Source organism: Pseudomonas huaxiensis (assembly GCF_003231275.1).
GTDB classification, from domain to species: domain Bacteria; phylum Pseudomonadota; class Gammaproteobacteria; order Pseudomonadales; family Pseudomonadaceae; genus Aquipseudomonas; species Aquipseudomonas huaxiensis.
Genome location: NZ_QKVL01000001.1, coordinates 322,914 through 340,526, shown reverse-complemented (window position 1 = coordinate 340,526; position 17,613 = coordinate 322,914). Strand labels below are relative to the sequence as shown.

The 17,613-nt window shown below is 63.9% G+C and carries 15 protein-coding genes; 12 read left to right on the top strand and 3 right to left on the bottom strand.

Annotated features, from left to right (window positions below):
* The first annotated feature begins 30 nt into the window (after positions 1–30).
* From pncA to DM374_RS01520, 5 genes are all read left to right on the top strand, one after another.
* Complete coding sequence (pncA, locus tag DM374_RS01540; RefSeq protein WP_110968269.1) at positions 31–681, top strand: bifunctional nicotinamidase/pyrazinamidase; 651 nt, start codon at positions 31–33, stop codon at positions 679–681.
* A gap of 129 nt (positions 682–810) precedes the next feature.
* The gene (locus DM374_RS01535) at positions 811–1,158 is read left to right on the top strand and encodes an ArsC family reductase (protein ID WP_110968268.1); all 348 of its coding nucleotides are present in this window, start codon (positions 811–813) and stop codon (positions 1,156–1,158) included.
* 39 nt (positions 1,159–1,197) lie between these two features.
* Positions 1,198–2,232, top strand: a complete 1,035-nt coding sequence (gene dapD, locus DM374_RS01530; RefSeq protein WP_110968267.1) for a 2,3,4,5-tetrahydropyridine-2,6-dicarboxylate N-succinyltransferase — start codon at positions 1,198–1,200, stop codon at positions 2,230–2,232.
* A gap of 54 nt (positions 2,233–2,286) precedes the next feature.
* Positions 2,287–3,492 (top strand): aminotransferase class V-fold PLP-dependent enzyme, encoded by a 1,206-nt coding sequence (locus DM374_RS01525; protein ID WP_110968266.1) that lies wholly within the window; start codon positions 2,287–2,289, stop codon positions 3,490–3,492.
* On the top strand, positions 3,489–3,899 hold the full coding sequence (locus tag DM374_RS01520; RefSeq protein ID WP_110968265.1) for a SufE family protein: 411 nt from the start codon (positions 3,489–3,491) through the stop codon (positions 3,897–3,899). The genes DM374_RS01525 and DM374_RS01520 overlap by 4 nt, the downstream gene beginning before the upstream one ends.
* Here DM374_RS01520 and tcdA read toward each other — a convergent pair.
* The gene (tcdA, locus tag DM374_RS01515; RefSeq protein ID WP_110968264.1) at positions 3,878–4,702 is read right to left on the bottom strand and encodes a tRNA cyclic N6-threonylcarbamoyladenosine(37) synthase TcdA; all 825 of its coding nucleotides are present in this window, start codon (positions 4,700–4,702) and stop codon (positions 3,878–3,880) included. The genes DM374_RS01520 and tcdA overlap by 22 nt on opposite strands.
* A gap of 301 nt (positions 4,703–5,003) precedes the next feature.
* Here tcdA and DM374_RS01510 point away from each other — a divergent pair, with 301 nt between their 5' ends.
* From DM374_RS01510 to DM374_RS01495, 4 genes are all read left to right on the top strand, one after another.
* A complete protein-coding gene (locus tag DM374_RS01510) occupies positions 5,004–7,592 on the top strand; it encodes a glycosyltransferase (RefSeq protein WP_110968263.1) in 2,589 nt (862 codons plus the stop codon).
* A gap of 238 nt (positions 7,593–7,830) precedes the next feature.
* Positions 7,831–8,982 (top strand): succinyl-diaminopimelate desuccinylase, encoded by a 1,152-nt coding sequence (dapE, locus tag DM374_RS01505; protein WP_110968262.1) that lies wholly within the window; start codon positions 7,831–7,833, stop codon positions 8,980–8,982.
* Positions 8,982–9,794, top strand: coding sequence for a putative RNA methyltransferase (locus DM374_RS01500; RefSeq protein ID WP_110968261.1), 813 nt, complete (start codon positions 8,982–8,984; stop codon positions 9,792–9,794). The genes dapE and DM374_RS01500 overlap by 1 nt, the downstream gene beginning before the upstream one ends.
* 18 nt (positions 9,795–9,812) lie before the next feature.
* Complete coding sequence (locus tag DM374_RS01495; RefSeq protein ID WP_095154111.1) at positions 9,813–10,190, top strand: hypothetical protein; 378 nt, start codon at positions 9,813–9,815, stop codon at positions 10,188–10,190.
* 76 nt (positions 10,191–10,266) lie between these two features.
* Here DM374_RS01495 and DM374_RS01490 read toward each other — a convergent pair whose 3' ends face one another.
* The gene (locus DM374_RS01490; RefSeq protein ID WP_038996759.1) at positions 10,267–10,476 is read right to left on the bottom strand and encodes a cold-shock protein; all 210 of its coding nucleotides are present in this window, start codon (positions 10,474–10,476) and stop codon (positions 10,267–10,269) included.
* A 220-nt stretch (positions 10,477–10,696) separates the two neighbouring features.
* On the opposite strand from DM374_RS01490, the gene plsB reads away from it, so the two are divergent.
* From plsB to DM374_RS01475, 3 genes are all read left to right on the top strand, one after another.
* Positions 10,697–13,183 (top strand): glycerol-3-phosphate 1-O-acyltransferase PlsB, encoded by a 2,487-nt coding sequence (gene plsB / locus DM374_RS01485; protein ID WP_110968260.1) that lies wholly within the window; start codon positions 10,697–10,699, stop codon positions 13,181–13,183.
* A gap of 111 nt (positions 13,184–13,294) precedes the next feature.
* On the top strand, positions 13,295–13,693 hold the full coding sequence (locus DM374_RS01480) for a YbaY family lipoprotein (RefSeq protein ID WP_110968259.1): 399 nt from the start codon (positions 13,295–13,297) through the stop codon (positions 13,691–13,693).
* A gap of 38 nt (positions 13,694–13,731) precedes the next feature.
* Positions 13,732–14,421 carry a DUF4197 domain-containing protein gene (locus DM374_RS01475; protein WP_110968258.1) on the top strand — a complete coding sequence of 230 codons (690 nt, stop codon included), beginning with the start codon at positions 13,732–13,734 and terminating at the stop codon, positions 14,419–14,421.
* 123 nt (positions 14,422–14,544) lie between these two features.
* Here the strand turns inward: DM374_RS01475 and DM374_RS01470 are convergent, their stop codons facing one another.
* Positions 14,545–17,613 carry an efflux RND transporter permease subunit gene (locus DM374_RS01470; protein ID WP_110968257.1) on the bottom strand — a complete coding sequence of 1,023 codons (3,069 nt, stop codon included), beginning with the start codon at positions 17,611–17,613 and terminating at the stop codon, positions 14,545–14,547.

The window sequence follows — 17,613 nt, the reverse complement described above, 5'->3', positions numbered from 1 at the left end:
CCATACCGTGATTACAAGGAAGAGCGTCCGATGGCCCCAGACCTGAACAACGATAGCCCCGATCGCGCCCTGCTCGTCATTGACGTGCAGAACGACTTCACTCCCGGCGGTGCCCTGCCAGTTGCCGGGGGCGACCAGATCGTGCCGCTGATCAACCGCATCGCCGCCGGTTTTCGCAACGTGGTCCAGGCCCAGGACTGGCACCCCGCCGGTCACGCCTCGTTTGCCTCCAGCCATCCGGGCCACAAGCCGTTCGAGGTCATCGAATTGCCGTATGGACCGCAGGTGCTGTGGCCCGACCACTGCATCCAGGGCAGCGAGGGCGCGCTGTTCCACCCGTTGCTGAACATCCCCCATACCCAACTGATCGTGCGCAAGGGCGGCAATCCGGCGGTAGATAGCTACTCGGCATTCACCGAAGCCGACCAGAAGACCACCACGGGTCTCGCCGGCTACTTGCAGGAAAAAGGTATTTCCACCGTCTACGTGGTCGGTCTGGCGCTGGACTTCTGCGTCGCCTGGACGGCGCTGCATGCCCGGGGCAAGGGTTTCGTCACTTATGTGGTGCTGGACGCCTGCCGGGCCATAGACAGCGACGGCTCGCTGGAACGGGCGATGGCGGAAATGCAGGAGGCCGGGGTGATTTTCATCGAGTCCCGGCAGTTACTCGTCGCACCCTGATACACGCATGTCCGATGCCGGCGCCACAGCCGTGGCGCCGTGCCCGTTGTTGCCGCATAATCCAGCCCACCCAAAATTCCGAGGAGTCGCGGGGTTGCTTCGGGAACGCCCGACAACCCTTAATGTTCAATGGCTTACACTCTTTACGGCATCAAAGCCTGTGACACGATGAAAAAGGCACGTAGCTGGCTCGAAGAACAAGCCATCGACTACGCCTTCCACGACTACAAAACCCAGGGCATCGACCGGGACAGCCTCGACCGCTGGTGCGACGAGCACGGCTGGAACGTGATCCTGAACCGCGCCGGCACTACCTTCCGCAAGCTCGATGACGCCCAGAAGGCCGACATCGACCAGGCCAAGGCCGTCGAACTGATGCTCGCTCAACCGTCGATGATCAAGCGCCCGGTACTCGACCTGGGCGACAAGACCCTGGTGGGCTTCAAACCGGACCTGTACGCGGCCGCGCTGAAGTGAGCCGCACGCTTTTCATCAATTTCAGTACGAGGTAACTGCATGTCCACTTCCCTGTTCAGCCTGGCCTTCGGTGTCGGCACCCAGAACCGCCAAGGCGCCTGGCTGGAAGTCTTCTACGCTCAGCCACTGCTCAACCCGGCCGCCGACCTGGTCGCCGCCGTCGCCCCGCTGCTGGGTTATGAAGGCGGCAACCAGGCCATCACCTTCACCACCTCCCAGGCCGCGCAACTGGCCGAAGCGATCAAGGCTGTCGATCCGCTGCAGTCCGCCCTGCTGACCCGCCTCGCTGAAAGCAGCAAGCCGCTGGTCGCCACGCTGCTGGCCGAAGACGCCACCCTGAGCTCGACGCCCGAGGCGTACCTCAAGCTGCACCTGCTCTCCCACCGCCTGGTCAAGCCTCACGGCCTGAGCCTGGCCGGCATCTTCCCGCTGCTGCCGAACGTCGCCTGGACCAGCCAGGGCGCCATCGACCTGGCCGAACTGGCCGAGCAGCAACTGGAAGCGCGCCTGAAAGGCGAGCTGCTGGAAGTGTTCTCGGTGGACAAGTTCCCGAAGATGACCGACTACGTCGTGCCGACCGGCGTGCGTATCGCCGACAGCGCCCGTGTCCGCCTTGGCGCCTACATCGGCGAAGGCACCACCATCATGCACGAAGGCTTCGTCAACTTTAACGCCGGCACCGAAGGCCCGGGCATGATCGAAGGCCGCGTTTCCGCGGGCGTCTTCGTCGGCAAGGGCTCGGACCTGGGCGGTGGTTGCTCGACCATGGGCACCCTGTCCGGTGGCGGCAACATCATCATCAAGGTGGGCGAAGGCTGCCTGATCGGCGCCAACGCCGGTATCGGCATCCCGCTGGGCGATCGCAATACCGTCGAAGCCGGCCTGTACATCACCGCTGGCACCAAGGTGCAACTGCTCGACGAGCAGAACCAACTGGTCAAAGTGGTCAAGGCCCGCGACCTGGCCGGCCAGACCGACCTGCTGTTCCGCCGCAACTCGGTTTCCGGCGCCGTCGAGTGCAAGACGCACAAGTCGGCCATCGAGCTGAACGAAGCACTGCACGCCCACAACTAAGTGGTACGATCGGGTCTGGCCTTTCGCCAGACCCGATATCCAGGCCCTACGATCATGTTCCAACCCTCTCCCTGGCGCGCGGACTTTCCCGCCATCGCCGCCCTGCAACGCCAGCACCAGACCTATCTGGACAGCGCGGCAACCACCCAGAAACCCCAAGCCCTGCTCGATGCGCTGAGCCATTACTACGCCCATGGCGCAGCCAATGTGCACCGTGCCCAGCACCTGCCGGGCGCCCTGGCGACCCAGGCCTTCGAGGCCAGCCGTGAAAAGGTCGCGCTCTGGCTCAATGCCAGTGCCAGCGGGCAAATCGTCTTCACCCACGGCGCCACCTCGGCATTGAACCTGCTGGCCTACGCCCTCGAAGGACGTTTCGAGGCCGGTGAGGAAATAGCTGTCAGCGCCCTCGAACACCACGCCAACCTGCTGCCCTGGCAGCAACTGGCCAAACGCCGCGGCCTGAAGCTGGTGATCCTGCCGCTGGACGGCCGCGGCCAGATCGACCTCGACGCGGCCCTGCAACTGATCGGTCCGCGCACCCGCGTGCTGGCGGTCAGCCAGCTCTCCAACGTCCTTGGCACCTGGCAGCCATTGCAGCCGTTGCTCGACCATGCCCGCGCCCAAGGCGCGTTGACCGTGGTCGACGGTGCACAAGGCGTGGTCCATGGCCGGCACGACGTCGCCCGACTGGGTTGCGATTTCTACGTCTTTTCCAGCCACAAGCTCTACGGCCCGGATGGCCTTGGCGTGCTCTACGGTCGCCATGAGGCTTTGGCCCTGCTGCGCCACTGGCAGTTCGGCGGCGAAATGGTGCAACTGGCCGGCTATGAAGAGTCGAGCTTCCGCCCCGCCCCGCTGGGCTTCGAAGCCGGTACGCCGCCGATCGCCAGCGTTATCGGCCTCGGCGCAACCCTGGACTACCTGGCCAGCCTCGACCAGAACGCGGTGGCCGAGCATGAAGCCGCGCTGCACCGCCATCTGCTGCGCGGCCTGCAGGACCGCGAAGGCGTTCGCTTGCTCGGTGCTCCGCAGGCGGCCCTGGCCAGCTTCGTGGTGGACGGCGTGCACAACGCCGACCTGTCGCACCTGCTGACCGAGCAGGGTGTCGCCGTGCGCGCCGGCCATCACTGCGCCATGCCACTGGTCAACCGCCTCGGGCTCGACGGTGCGATCCGCGTGTCGCTGGCGCTGTACAACGATTCGGACGACCTGCTGCACTTCTTCAACGCGCTGGACCAGGCCCTGGAGTTGCTGCGATGAGCCTCGCCAGCGGTGCACAAGAGGCACTCGACAGCTTCAACGCCGCTGCGGGCTGGGAACAGCGCGCCCGCCTGCTGATGCAATGGGGCGAACGGCTGACGCCGCTGAGCGATGAGGAAAAGTCCGACGCCAATCGCGTCCATGGCTGTGAAAGCCAGGTGTGGCTGGTGGCCCATGAAGCAGACGGCCGCTGGCGTTTCGCCGCGGGCAGCGATGCGCGCTTGATTCGCGGTCTGCTGGCATTGTTGCTGGTGCGGGTCGAAGGCTTGTCCAGCGCCGAACTGCGCGCGCTGGACCTGCCCGACTGGTTCAATCAGCTCGGCCTCGGCCGGCAGCTCTCCCCTTCGCGCAGCAACGGCCTGAACGCCGTGCTGCAACGCATGGCTCAGCTCGCTTCGGGCGGCTGAGCCTTTTTGCGCTCGGCCGGGCGGCGCGCGCCGCCCACCAGTTTCTCCACCGCCTTGCTTGCGGCCACCATGCCGAAGGTAGCCGTGACCATCATCACCGCGCCTAAGCCGCCGGAGCAATCCAGCTTGACCCCTTCACCGGCAAAGCTCTTCTGCAGGCAGATACCGCCCTCCACGTCCGGGTAACGCAACTGCTCGGTGGAAAACACGCAGGGCACGCCGTAGTTGCGGCTGACATTGCGCGAGAAGTTCCAGTCACGGCGCAGCGTCGAGCGCACCCGCGACGCCAGCGGGTCGTTGACGGTGCGGTTGAGATCGGCGACCTGGATCTTGGTCGGATCAAGCTGCCCGCCGGCACCGCCGGTGCTGATAACAGTGATCTTGCGGCGTTTGCACCAGGCGATCAGCGCCGCCTTGGCCATCACACTGTCGATGCAATCGATCACGCAATCGATCTCCTCGGTGATGTACTCGGCCATGGTGTCGCGGGTGACAAAATCCGCCACCGCATGCACCGTGCAATCCGGGTTGATGGCGCGCAGGCGCTCGGCGGTGACCTCGACCTTGGGCTTGCCGACATTGCCGTCCAGTGCGTGCAACTGCCGGTTGGTGTTGCTCACGCAGACGTCATCGAGGTCGAACAGCGAGATTTCGCCCACGCCGCTGCGGGCCATGGCTTCCGCCGCCCAGGAGCCGACACCGCCGATACCGACCACCGCGACATGCGCGGCGCGCAGGCGTTGCAGGCCCTTCTGGCCGTACAGCCGGGCGACACCGGCGAAGCGTGGATCATTTGTAGTCATGGGCCCAACCCTGAAAAACCGGCGCGCATTATAGGCCCCTCGGGGAACAATGACAGCCCGCCTGCCACCTCATCGGACGGCCCGCACATTGGTAATGATGGCACCAATGCTGCTAAGGTCCCGGCAAAATGTCCTACGCTACAAAAAGTCTTGGACGACAAACCACGGGATTCAGAACTTCATCTCATGAAGACTATCCAACGGCTGCCTGGTCATGATTCCTATAAGAATTGACTGAGTGTCGCCCTGGATCCGCGCACCTCGCGCTGGCCCGTTCCACCCTCCGGAACCCGAACTATCTATGTCATCGCGTAAATTTGGTCTCAACCTGGTGATTGTCATGGCGATCGCCGCGCTTTTCACCGGGTTCTGGGCGTTGATCAACCGCCCGGTTTCCGCCCCCGACTGGCCGGAGCAAATCTCCGGTTTCTCCTATTCACCGTTCCGGCTCGGACAGAGCCCACAGAAAGGTCAGTACCCGACCGAAGCCGAGCTGCGTGAAGACCTTGAGCAACTCAGCAAGCTGACCGACAGCATCCGTATCTACACCGTCGAAGGCACCCAGGCGGAAATCCCGCGTCTGGCCGAGGAGTTCGGCCTGCGGGTGACCCTCGGCGTATGGATCAGCCCGGACCAGGAACGCAACGAGCGGGAAATCCAGAAAGCCATCGAACTGGCCAATACCTCGCGCAGCGTCGTGCGGGTCATGGTGGGCAACGAGGCGTTGTTCCGCGAAGAAATCACCCCCGAGGCACTGATCCAGTACCTCGACCGGGTGCGTGCGGCGGTCAAAGTGCCGGTCACCACCAGTGAACAGTGGCACATCTGGAAGGATCACCCGGAACTGGCCAAGCACGTCGACCTGGTGGCCGCGCACATCCTGCCGTACTGGGAATTCATCCCGATGAAGGACGCCGGCCAGTTCGTTCTCGACCGAGCCCGCGACCTCAAGCACCTGTTCCCGCGCAAACCGCTGCTGCTGTCGGAAGTCGGCTGGCCGAGCAACGGCCGCATGCGCGGTGGTGCCGACGCCACCCAGGCAGACCAGGCCATCTACCTGCGGACCCTGGTCAACAAGCTCAACCGCCAGGGCTACAACTACTTCGTGATCGAAGCCTACGATCAGCCCTGGAAGGCCAGCGACGAAGGCTCGGTCGGCGCCTACTGGGGCGTATTCAACGCCGCCCGCCAACAGAAATTCAACTTCACCGGCCCGGTCGTGGCGATCCCGCAATGGCGGGTGCTGGCGGTGGGCTCGGTGGTGCTGGCCTTGCTGTCGCTGACCCTGCTGCTGATCGACGGTTCGGCCCTGCGCCAACGCGGTCGCACCTTCCTCACCTTCACCGCGTTCCTGTGTGGTTCAGTGTTGGTATGGATCGGCTATGACTACAGCCAGCAATACAGCACCTGGTTCAGCCTGACCGTTGGTTTCCTTCTGGCCCTCGGTGCGCTCGGGGTGTTCATCGTGCTGCTGACCGAGGCCCACGAACTGGCAGAAACCGTCTGGAACAAACGGCGCCGGGAATTCCTGCCGGTGCATTCGGACGAAGCCTACCGGCCAAAAGTCTCGGTGCATGTACCTTGCTACAACGAGCCGCCGGAGATGGTCAAACAGACCCTCGATGCCCTGGCTGCGCTGGATTATCCGGACTACGAAGTCCTGATCATCGACAACAACACCAAGGACCCGGCGGTCTGGGAGCCGATCAAGGCCCACTGCGAACTGCTCGGCGAACGCTTCAAGTTCTTCCACGTCTCGCCCCTGGCCGGTTTCAAGGGCGGCGCGCTGAACTACCTGATCCCGCATACCGCCAAGGACGCCGAAGTGATTGCGGTGATCGACTCGGACTACTGCGTCGACCGCAACTGGCTCAAGCACATGGTGCCGCACTTCGCCGACCCGAAAATCGCCGTGGTGCAGTCGCCGCAGGACTACCGCGACCAGAACGAAAGCACCTTCAAGAAGCTCTGCTATTCCGAATACAAAGGCTTCTTCCATATCGGCATGGTCACCCGCAACGACCGCGACGCGATCATCCAGCACGGCACCATGACCATGACCCGGCGCTCGGTCCTGGAAGAACTGGGCTGGGCCGACTGGTGTATCTGCGAAGACGCCGAGCTGGGCCTGCGGGTGTTCGAAAAAGGCTATTCCGCCGCCTATTCCCACAACAGCTACGGCAAGGGGCTGATGCCGGACACCTTCATCGACTTCAAGAAGCAGCGATTCCGCTGGGCCTATGGCGCGATCCAGATCATCAAGCGCCACACCGCCAGCCTGCTGCGCGGCAAGGACACCGAACTGACCCGTGGCCAGCGCTACCACTTCCTCGCGGGCTGGCTGCCGTGGGTCGCCGATGGCATGAACATCTTCTTTACCGTGGGTGCACTGCTCTGGTCGGCGGCGATGATCATCGTGCCGCAGCGGGTCGATCCGCCGCTGCTGATCTTCGCGATCCCGCCGCTGGCGCTGTTCTTCTTCAAGGTGGGCAAGATCGTGTTCCTGTATCGCCGCGCGGTCGGGGTCAACATGAAAGACGCCTTCGCCGCCGCACTGGCGGGGCTGGCGCTGTCTCACACCATCGCCAAAGCGGTGCTGTACGGCTTCTTCACCACCAGCATTCCGTTCTTCCGCACACCGAAAAACGCCGACAGCCACGGCGTGCTGGTGGCGCTGTCGGAAGCGCGGGAAGAACTGTTCATCATGCTGCTGTTGTGGGGCGCGGCGGCCGGGATCTATCTGGTCCAGGGCCTGCCGAGCAATGACATGCGCTTCTGGGTGGCCATGCTGCTGGTGCAGTCGCTGCCGTATGTGGCCGCGCTGACCATGGCGCTGCTGTCGTCGCTGCCCAAACCGGTTGACGCAACGGAACCTGCCCCGGCCGCCTGACCGCAGCCTGCCCCGCCCTGTGGGAGCTGGCTTGCCAGCGATGACGCCCTGACTGACACCCTGCGGTGTTGTGAAGGACGCTATCGCTGCGGTTCGGCGCCCCGACAAGCCAGCTCCCACGGTGGTTTTCTCACAGGGGTTTCTGTCTGCCACGGGCAGGCGGTGCTTCCTCGCCCTCGCTTTTGCTATAAGATAACGCCCCAAAATCGTACCCCCTGCCTTGCTCCCGGAGTCCCCCATGACGGCCCGCGCCGAACTCTCGCCCACCCTCGAACTGGCCTGCGACCTGATTCGCCGTCCCTCGGTGACCCCGCTCGACTTCGACTGCCAGAAACAGATGATGCAGCGCCTGGGCGACGCAGGTTTCATGCTGGAACCGATGCCCTTCGAGGACGTGGACAATTTCTGGGCCACCCACGGCACCCAGGACGGTCCCGTGCTGTGCTTCGCCGGTCACACCGACGTGGTGCCCACCGGCCCGGTGCAGGCCTGGCAGAACGACCCGTTCGACGCGCTGATCGACGCCGACGGCATGCTCTGCGGCCGCGGCGCCGCTGACATGAAAGGCAGCCTGGCGTCCATGATCGTCGCCACCGAGCGCTTCGTCGCCGACTACCCGAACCATCGCGGCAAAATCGCCTACCTGATCACCAGTGACGAAGAAGGCCCGGCCCACCACGGCACCAAGGCGGTGGTGGAACGCCTGCGCGAACGCGGCGAGCGTCTGGACTGGTGCATCGTCGGTGAACCGTCGAGCACCACACTGGTGGGCGATGTGGTCAAGAACGGTCGCCGTGGCTCCCTCGGCGCCAAGCTCACCGTCCGCGGCAAGCAAGGCCACGTGGCCTATCCGCACCTGGCGAAGAACCCGATCCACCTGGCCGCCCCGGCCCTGGCCGAACTGGCCGCCGAGCACTGGGACGAAGGCAACGCGTTCTTCCCGCCGACCAGCTTCCAGATTTCCAACCTGAACTCCGGCACCGGCGCTACCAACGTGGTTCCAGGCGAACTGACCGCGCTGTTCAACTTCCGCTTTTCCACCGAGTCCACCGTCGAAGGCCTGCAACAGCGTGTCGCGGCGATCCTCGACAAGCACCAACTGGAGTGGGACATCGACTGGGCGCTGTCCGGCCTGCCGTTCCTGACCGAGCCGGGCGACCTGCTGGACGCCGTGTCGGCCAGCATCAAGGCGGTCACCGGTCGTGATACCCACGCGTCCACCAGCGGCGGCACCTCCGATGGCCGCTTCATCGCCACCCTCGGCACCCAGGTGGTCGAGCTGGGCCCGGTCAACGCCACCATCCACCAGGTCAACGAGCGCGTTCTCGCCAGCGATCTCGATGTGCTGACCGAAATCTACTACCAGACCCTGATCCGGTTGCTCGCCTGATGCTCACCTGCCCCCTCTGCACCGCGCCCCTGAGCGCCCTCGACAACGGTGTCGGCTGCCCGGCCGGCCACCGTTTCGACCGGGCCCGCCAGGGCTACCTGAACCTGTTGCCGGTGCAGCACAAGAACAGCCGTGATCCCGGCGACAACCAGGCCATGGTCGAGGCCCGCCGCGACTTCCTCAACGCCGGCCACTACGCGCCGGTCGCCCGGCGCCTGGCTGAATTGGCCGCCGAACGCGCCCCCGGGTGCTGGCTGGACATCGGCTGTGGCGAGGGTTACTACACCGCGCAGATCGCCGACGCCTTGCCCGAAGCGGACGGTTACGCCCTGGACATCTCCCGCGAGGCGGTCAAGCGCGCCTGCAAACGCAGCCCGGCGCTGACCTGGCTGGTGGCGAGCATGGCCCGTGTACCACTGGCCGACGCCAGTTGCCAGTTCATCGCCAGCGTCTTCAGCCCGCTGGACTGGCAGGAGGCCCGCCGCCTGCTCAGCCCTGGCGGCGGCCTGATGCGGGTCGGACCGACCAGCGGCCACCTGATGGAGCTGCGCCAGAAGCTCTACGATGAAGTGCGTGACTACGCCGACGACAAGCATCTGGCCCTGGTGCCGGCGGACATGGCCCACGCCCATGGTGAAACCCTGGAGTTTCGTCTGAGCCTGACCCAACCCGCCGACCGCGCCAACCTGCTGGCCATGACCCCGCACGGCTGGCGCGCCAGCGCCGAACGCCGCACCGCGGTGATCGAGCAGGCCGAGCCGCTGGAAGTCACCGTTTCAATGCGCTACGACTATTTTGTGCTGCAAGACTGAGCCCTCCCGGAGATCCCCATGCGCCAACCCGATATCGAGATTTACCTGAAGGACGCCGACGTCGATCACAAACAGATCGCCGCCTGGCTGGAGGCCGCGCTGGGTCCGTGCAGCGAATGGAAGCAGAAAGGCCAGACCTTCAAGTGCACCGCCGGTGACATTCCTGTTACCTGGCTGCCCAAGGCCGTAGGAAAATGGAACAGTCTTTACCTGGAAAGTGACAAGACACCGTGGGAAGACGACATCGCCTGCGCCCGCGCCGCCTTTGCTGCGCTGAACGTCGAAGTACGTTGCGCACCGGGCACCTGGGTCGAGGAAGAGGGTGAAGACGACGCCGATCGCTGGATCCGGATCAGTGCCGATGGTGAAGAAGAGATTACCTGGAGAACCCACTGAGGGATTCGGTCCCAAGCTACAAGCTGCAAGAGGCACGGTCCACTTGCAGCTTATGGCTTGACGCCATTGCCGGCCTTCAGAGGCCTACGACGTCTTCTGCCTGAAGCCCTTTCTGGCCTTGGGTCAGGTTGTACTCAACCTGTTGCCCTTCGAGCAGGGTACGGTGACCCTCGCCACGAATCGCGCGGTAGTGAACGAAGACATCCGCCCCGCCCTCACGCTGAATGAAGCCATAGCCTTTGGCGTCGTTGAACCATTTCACACTTCCAGTCTCACGAGACGACATCTGTAACACTCCGGATTTTTATTTTGGACTCGCCTTGTCGGCCAGGTTTTTTAGACCTGGACTACGCCGCTTGCTGATTAATCTTGCAAGCGGCGGACCGAGTATAAGACAGACATGAAATATTTTTTATGACCTGACCGCTTTTTGCTGAACTTGCGCGGATACGGCACACTTGCCCGTCAAGCTGCACTTGCGTCCCATTTTTCAGAGCAGACACTGTATGACCCGTTCTCCCCTGCGCCGCCTGATTTTCGGTGCCCTGCGCCGACTGTTGTACCTATGGGTTCGCTCCGAGACCATCAATCAGTCCTCCTTCACGCTCAACCTGGACCGCAGCCGTCCGGTGTTCTATGCCCTGCAATCACCCTCGCTGACCGACCTCGCGGTCATCGACCGTGAATGCACCAAAGCAGGGCTACCACGCCCGGTCCTGCCCGTCGCCGTCGGCGACCTGATGGAGCCGGCCGCTTTCTTCTACCTGACCCCGGAACCGGACTGGCTCGGCCGCCAATACAAGCGTGGCGCGCCGCCGACCCTCGGTCGCCTGGTCAGCGCGGTGAACCAGCAGCCAGAACAGGATGCGCAGATCATTCCGGTCAGTGTGTTCTGGGGCCAGTCGCCGGCCAGCGAGTCGAGCCCGTGGAAACTGTTGTTCGCCGATAGCTGGGCGGTCACCGGGCGCCTGCGCCGGTTGCTGACCATCCTGATCCTCGGTCGCAAGACCCGCGTGCAATTTTCCGCGCCGATCCACCTGCGCGAACTGGTTGACCACAACAAGGGCCACGAACGTACCGTGCGCATGGCCCAGCGCCTGCTGCGGGTGCACTTCCGCAATCTGAAGAGTGCGGTCATCGGCCCCGACATCTCGCACCGGCGCAACCTGGTCAAGGGCCTGATCCACGACCCGCTGGTGCGCCAGGCCATCACCGATGAAGCCGAGCGGGAGAAAATCCCGGTGGCCAAGGCCGAAGCCATCGCCCTGCGCTACGGCAACGAAATCGCCTCGGACTACACCTACACCGCCATCCGCTTCCTCGAAGTGGTGCTGAGCTGGTTCTGGAACAAGATCTACGACGGCATCAAGGTCAACCATATCGAGCAGGTCCAGGGCATCGCTCCGGGTCACGAAGTGATCTATGTGCCGTGCCACCGCAGCCATATCGACTACCTGCTGCTGTCCTACCTGCTGTTCCGCAACGGCCTGACCCCGCCGCACATCGCCGCCGGGATCAACCTCAACATGCCAGTGATCGGCGGCCTGCTGCGGCGCGGCGGCGCCTTCTTCATGCGCCGCACCTTCAAGGGCAACCCGCTGTACACCGCGGTGTTCAACGAATACCTGCACACCCTGTTCACCAAGGGCTTCCCGGTGGAGTACTTCGTCGAGGGCGGACGCTCGCGTACCGGGCGCATGCTGCAACCGAAGACCGGCATGCTGGCGATCACCCTGCGCAGCTTCCTGCGCTCCTCGCGCACGCCAATCGTCTTCGTCCCGGTGTACATCGGCTACGAGCGGGTACTGGAAGGCCGCACTTACCTGGGCGAACTGCGCGGGGCGAGCAAGAAGAAGGAATCGATCTTCGACATCTTCAAGGTGCTCGGTGCGCTGAAGCAGCGTTTCGGCCAGGTGTCGGTGAACTTCGGCGAGCCGATCCGCCTCGGCAATTTCCTCGACCAGCAGCAACCCGGCTGGCGCGAACAGCAACTCGGGCCGCAGTTCCGTCCGGCATGGCTGAACGAAACCACCTCGCGCCTGGGTGAGAAAGTCGCCCAGCACCTGAACGAAGCGGCGGCGGTCAACCCGGTCAACCTGGTGGCGGTGGCGCTGCTGTCCACCAGCCGCCTGGCCCTGGACGAACGCGCCCTGACGCGCATTCTCGACCTGTACCTCGCGCTGCTGCGCCAGGTGCCCTACTCGCCGCACACCACCCTGCCGGAAGGCGACGGCTTGGCATTGATCAGCCACGTGCGGGGCATGGACCTGCTGGCAGAACAACGTGATGCCCTGGGCCGGATCCTGTATCTGGACGAGCAGAACGCGGTGCTGATGACCTACTACCGCAACAACGTTCTGCACATCTTCGCCCTGCCGGCGCTGCTGGCGAGCTTCTTCCAGAGCAGCTCGCGGATGAGCCGCGAACTGATCCTGCAATACGCCCGCGCGCTGTACCCGTACCTGCAATCGGAGCTGTTCCTGCGCTGGGAACTGGAAGAACTGGACGGGGTGATCGACCAGTGGCTGCAAGCCTTCGTCGAGCAAGGACTGCTGCGATACGAGAACGGCGTCTACCTGCGCCCGGCGCCAAGTTCGCGACAGTTTGTGCTGCTGACCCTGCTGGCGCGGGCCATTACCCAGACCCTGCAGCGCTTCTACATGGCCACCTCGTTGCTGCTCAACAGCGGCCAGCACAGCCTCAGCGCTGAAGAGCTGGAAGACCTCTGCGTGGTGATGGCCCAGCGCCTGTCGATCCTGCACGGGCTCAATGCCCCGGAGTTCTTCGACAAGAGCCTGTTCCGCCACTTCATCCAGACCCTGGTGGAGCAAGGCGTACTGGTGCCGGACGACGCTGGCAAGCTAGGCTTCCACGACAAGCTCGGCGAGCTGGCCGAGGGCGCGGCCAAGCGCGTGCTGTCGGCGGAGGTGCGCCTGTCGATCCGCCAGGTCGCCTTGCATCGCGAAGAACATGCGGGCCCCGAGCAGCCTTGATCCGCCTGTAGTCGACGAATAATCCGACAGTTCTGCGGGAAGTCGATTACCGAAAAATCCGCTAAAGTCCTCGATGCCGGCCACAAGCCGGCATCAAGGACAGGAGACTCCATGAAAAAACTCTTTACGCTGTGCTGCGCCTCGCTGCTTGCAGCCTGCTCCAGCCACACCCCCGACTCGAAAGCCGCGCTGGATGGCGAGGTTTTCTACCTGCAACGCATTGCCCTGCCGCCCGCCGCTACGCTCGATGTCAGCCTGCTCGACGTTTCGCTGGCCGACGCCCCGGCGGTGACCCTGACGCGCCAGAGCGGCAAGGTTTCCGGCCAGGTGCCGCTGCCTTTCCACCTGCAATACAACCCCGCCCAGGTCAAACCCGGCCACCGCTACGCGGTGAGCGCGCGGATCGAGCTGGACGGCAAGTTGCTGTTCATCAGCACCGAACAGCACAGCGTCAAGCTCGACGGCAACGACCCACAACCGCTGCGGATCAAGGTTGATCAGGTCCGCTGATTTCCCCGTTCAATCGCTCCCCGATGAAGGATGCTGCCATGTTCCGCCCCGCTCTCACCTTTACCGGCCTGTGCGCAGGCCTGCTGCTGTCGGCCAGTGCCATGGCCCTGTCGCTTGGCGACCTGAGCCAGAAAGACGCCGCCGGCGGCCTGAAAGACGCCCTGACTCAAGGCGCGCAGATTGCCGTGAAACAACTGGGTGCGCCTGGTGGTTTCAGCGACAACAAGGACGTCCGTATCGAGCTGCCGGGTAAACTCGGCAAAGTCGCGAGCAAAATGAAACAGTTCGGCATGGGTGCACAGGTCGATGAGCTCGAAGCCAGCATGAACAAGGCCGCCGAAGCGGCGGTTCCACAAGCCCAAGCGCTGTTGGTGGACGCGGTGAAGAAAATGACCGTGGATGACGCCAAGACCATTCTCAGCGGCGGCAACGACTCGGCGACCCAGTACCTGAGCAAGACCAGCCGGGAACAGATCCGCGCCAAGTTCCTGCCGATCGTCAAGCAGGCGACTGACAAGGTTGGCCTGGCCCAGCAATACAACAGCTTCGCCGGACAGGCCGCGACCCTTGGCGTGCTGGATGCCAAGAGCGCGAACATCGAGGGCTATGTGACCGAACAGGCGCTCAATGGGCTGTTCGAGATGATCGGCAAACAGGAAGAAACCATTCGCCAGAACCCGGCGGCAGCGGCGACCAGCCTGGCCAAGAAAGTGTTTGGCGCCCTCTGATCCTGCGCTGCACCGAACCTGTGGGAGCTGGCTTGCCAGCGATGAGGCCGCCCTTGCCAGGTCAGTCCCTATCGCTGGCAAGCCAGCTCCCACAGAGTCACCGGCCAGCCAGCACCCTCGGGTTTATTCCTCTCGCTTGACCCTGAACCACGCCGCATACAGCGCCGGCAGGAACAACAAGGTCAACGCCGTCGCCACGATCAGCCCGCCCATGATCGCCACCGCCATCGGTCCGAAGAACACACTCCGTGACAGCGGAATCATCGCCAGCACCGCCGCCAGGGCGGTCAGTACGATCGGCCGGAAGCGGCGCACCGTCGCCTCGATGATTGCCTGCCAGCGACCCAGCCCCGCCGCGATGTCCTGCTCGATCTGATCCACCAGGATCACCGAGTTGCGCATGATCATCCCCGACAAGGCGATGGTCCCGAGCATGGCGACAAAGCCGAACGGCTGGCGGAACACCATCAGGAACAGCACCACACCAATCAGCCCCAGCGGCGCGGTGAGGAACACCATCGCCATCCGCGAGAAGCTGCGCAGTTGCAGCATCAACAGGGTCAGTACCACCACCACGAACAGCGGCACGCCGGCGTTCACCGAGTTCTGCCCACGCGCCGAGTCCTCGACCGTGCCGCCGACATCAAGCAAGTAGCCATCCGGCAGTTCGGCCCGCACCGACTCCAGGGTCGGCAGGATCTGCTTGACCAGGGTCGCCGGCTGATCCTTGCCGTAGATGTCGGCACGAACAGTCACGCTCGGCAGGCGGTTGCGGTGCCAGATGATGCCTTCCTCGAAGCCGTATTCCAGGGTCGCCACCTGCGCCAGGGCCACGCTGCGGCCATTGTCGGTGGGCACCGACAGGCTCGACAGATGAGCCAGCTGGGTACGTTCTTCCTGGGTGCCACGCAGCAGGATTTCGATCAGCTCGTTGTCTTCGCGGTACTGGCTGACGCTGCTACCGGTCAGCGAACTTTGCAGGAACCTCGACAGGTTCGCCGTGCTCACGCCAAGCGCACGCGCGCGGTCCTGATCGATGTTGAGGTAGACCACCTTACTCGGCTCCTCCCAGTCCAGGTGGACGTTGGCCACGTGCGGGTTCTCGCGCACCTTGGCCGCTACCTTGCGCGCCAGCGCGCGGACCTGCTCGATATGCTCGCCGGTCACCCGGAACTGCACCGGATAGCCCACAGGCGGGCCGTTTTCCAGGCGGGTCACCCGCGAACGCAGGTCGGGGAATTGCTCATTGAGGGTTTCGATCAGCCAGGTGCGCAGCGCTTCGCGGTCTTCGATGGTTTTCGCGAGCACCACGAACTGAGCAAAGCTGGCCGCCGGCAACTGCTGGTCGAGCGGCAGGTAGAAGCGCGGCGAACCGGTGCCAACGTACGCCACGTAGTTATCGATGCCCGGCCGCGCCTTGAGCAACGCCTCCACGCGCTTGACCTGCTCGGCGGTGTTGGCCAGCGACGCACCTTCCGCCAGCTTCAGGTCCACCATCAGTTCCAGACGACCGGAGGCCGGGAAGAACTGCTGCTCGACGAAGCGGAAGCTCATCACACTGCCGACGAACAGGGCGATGGTCAGCACGATCACCGTCTTGCGCCGGGCCACGCACCAGCTCACCACGCGGCGCACGCGCTGGTAGAACGGCGTGCCATAAGGGTCCGTCTCGCCCTCGCCCGTACCGTGTTTTTCCCGGTGCAGTTTCGCCAGGTCCGGTAACAGGCGCTCGCCCAGATACGGTACGAACACCACCGCCGCTACCCACGAAGCCAGCAGGGCGATGGTCACCACCTGGAAGATCGAGCGGGTGTATTCGCCGGTGCCGGATTGCGCGGTAGCGATGGGCAGGAAGCCCGCCGCAGTAATCAACGTACCGGTGAGCATCGGGAAGGCGGTGCTGGTCCAGGCATAGCTCGCCGCCTTGAAGCGGTCGAAGCCCTGTTCCATCTTGATCGCCATCATCTCCACGGCAATGATCGCATCGTCCACCAGCAGCCCCAGCGCCAGCACCAGCGCGCCGAGGGAAATCTTGTGCAGGCCGATGCCGAGGTAATACATCGCAGCGAAGGTCATCGCCAGCACCAGCGGAATCGCCAGCGCCACCACCAGGCCGGTGCGCATGCCGAGGGAGAAGAAGCTCACCAGCAACACGATCGCCAATGCTTCCACCAGCACGCGGACAAACTCGCCGACGCCGGTCTTCACCGCCGCAGGCTGGTCGGAGACCTTGCGCAGTTCCATGCCCGCCGGCAGGTTGTTGGCGATGCGGGCGAACTCGACTTCCAGCGCCTTGCCGAGCACCAGAATGTCGCCGCCCGCCTTCATCGAAACGGCCAGGCCGATGGCGTCCTCGCCCATGAAACGCATGCGCGGTGCGGGCGGGTCGTTGAAGCCGCGGTGCACCTGGGCGACGTCGCCGATGCGGAAGGTGCGCTCGCCCACGCGAATCGGAAACTGCTCGATTTGCTCGACGCTGTCGAAGCGTCCGGTCACACGCAATTGCAGGCGCTCGGTCGGCGTTTCGAAGAAGCCCGCAGTGCTCACCGCGTTCTGTTCTTCCAGCGCTTTCTGCACCGCCTCCAGCGGCAGGCCGAGGGTGGACAGCTTGGTGTTTGACAGCTCGATCCAGATTTTTTCGTCCTGCAGGCCGACCAGTTCGACCTTGCCGACGTCCTTGACCCGCTGCAGTTGAATCTGCACACGGTCGGCGTAGTCCTTGAGCACGCCGTAGTCGAAACCATCGCCGGTCAGGGCGTAGATGTTGCCGAAGGTGGTGCCGAACTCGTCGTTGAAGAACGGCCCCTGGATACCCGGCGGCAGGGTGTGGCGGATGTCCGCGATCTTCTTGCGGATCTGGTACCACAGCTCGGGAATCTGCGCCGAATGCATTGAGTCGCGGGCCATGAAGGTGACCTGCGACTCTCCGGGCCGCGAGAACGACACGATCTTTTCGTACTCGCCAGTCTCCATCAGCTTCTTTTCAATGCGCTCGGTGACCTGGCGCGAGACTTCCTCGGCGCTGGCGCCCGGCCACAAGGTGCGGATGACCATGGCCTTGAAGGTGAACGGCGGGTCTTCACTCTGACCCAATTTGGTGTAGGACAACGCCCCGACGATAGCCAGCAGGAGCATCAGGAACAGCACGATCTGCCGGTTGCGCAAGGCCCAGGCGGAGAGGTTGAAACCCAT

Excerpts from the sequence above, each read along its gene's own strand:
- pncA (WP_110968269.1), top strand. The coding sequence starts at position 31 with ATGGCCCCAGACCTGAACAACGATAGCCCCGATCGCGCCCTGCTCGTC.
- DM374_RS01520 (WP_110968265.1), top strand. The coding sequence starts at position 3,489 with ATGAGCCTCGCCAGCGGTGCACAAGAGGCACTCGACAGCTTCAACGCC.
- DM374_RS01510 (WP_110968263.1), top strand. The coding sequence starts at position 5,004 with ATGTCATCGCGTAAATTTGGTCTCAACCTGGTGATTGTCATGGCGATC.
- DM374_RS01525 (WP_110968266.1), top strand. The coding sequence starts at position 2,287 with ATGTTCCAACCCTCTCCCTGGCGCGCGGACTTTCCCGCCATCGCCGCC.
- dapD (WP_110968267.1), top strand. The coding sequence starts at position 1,198 with ATGTCCACTTCCCTGTTCAGCCTGGCCTTCGGTGTCGGCACCCAGAAC.
- DM374_RS01475 (WP_110968258.1), top strand. The coding sequence starts at position 13,732 with ATGTTCCGCCCCGCTCTCACCTTTACCGGCCTGTGCGCAGGCCTGCTG.
- tcdA (WP_110968264.1), bottom strand. The coding sequence starts at position 4,702 with ATGACTACAAATGATCCACGCTTCGCCGGTGTCGCCCGGCTGTACGGC.
- plsB (WP_110968260.1), top strand. The coding sequence starts at position 10,697 with ATGACCCGTTCTCCCCTGCGCCGCCTGATTTTCGGTGCCCTGCGCCGA.
- DM374_RS01480 (WP_110968259.1), top strand. The coding sequence starts at position 13,295 with ATGAAAAAACTCTTTACGCTGTGCTGCGCCTCGCTGCTTGCAGCCTGC.
- dapE (WP_110968262.1), top strand. The coding sequence starts at position 7,831 with ATGACGGCCCGCGCCGAACTCTCGCCCACCCTCGAACTGGCCTGCGAC.
- DM374_RS01490 (WP_038996759.1), bottom strand. The coding sequence starts at position 10,476 with ATGTCGTCTCGTGAGACTGGAAGTGTGAAATGGTTCAACGACGCCAAA.
- DM374_RS01535 (WP_110968268.1), top strand. The coding sequence starts at position 811 with ATGGCTTACACTCTTTACGGCATCAAAGCCTGTGACACGATGAAAAAG.
- DM374_RS01500 (WP_110968261.1), top strand. The coding sequence starts at position 8,982 with ATGCTCACCTGCCCCCTCTGCACCGCGCCCCTGAGCGCCCTCGACAAC.
- DM374_RS01470 (WP_110968257.1), bottom strand. The coding sequence starts at position 17,613 with ATGGGTTTCAACCTCTCCGCCTGGGCCTTGCGCAACCGGCAGATCGTG.
- DM374_RS01495 (WP_095154111.1), top strand. The coding sequence starts at position 9,813 with ATGCGCCAACCCGATATCGAGATTTACCTGAAGGACGCCGACGTCGAT.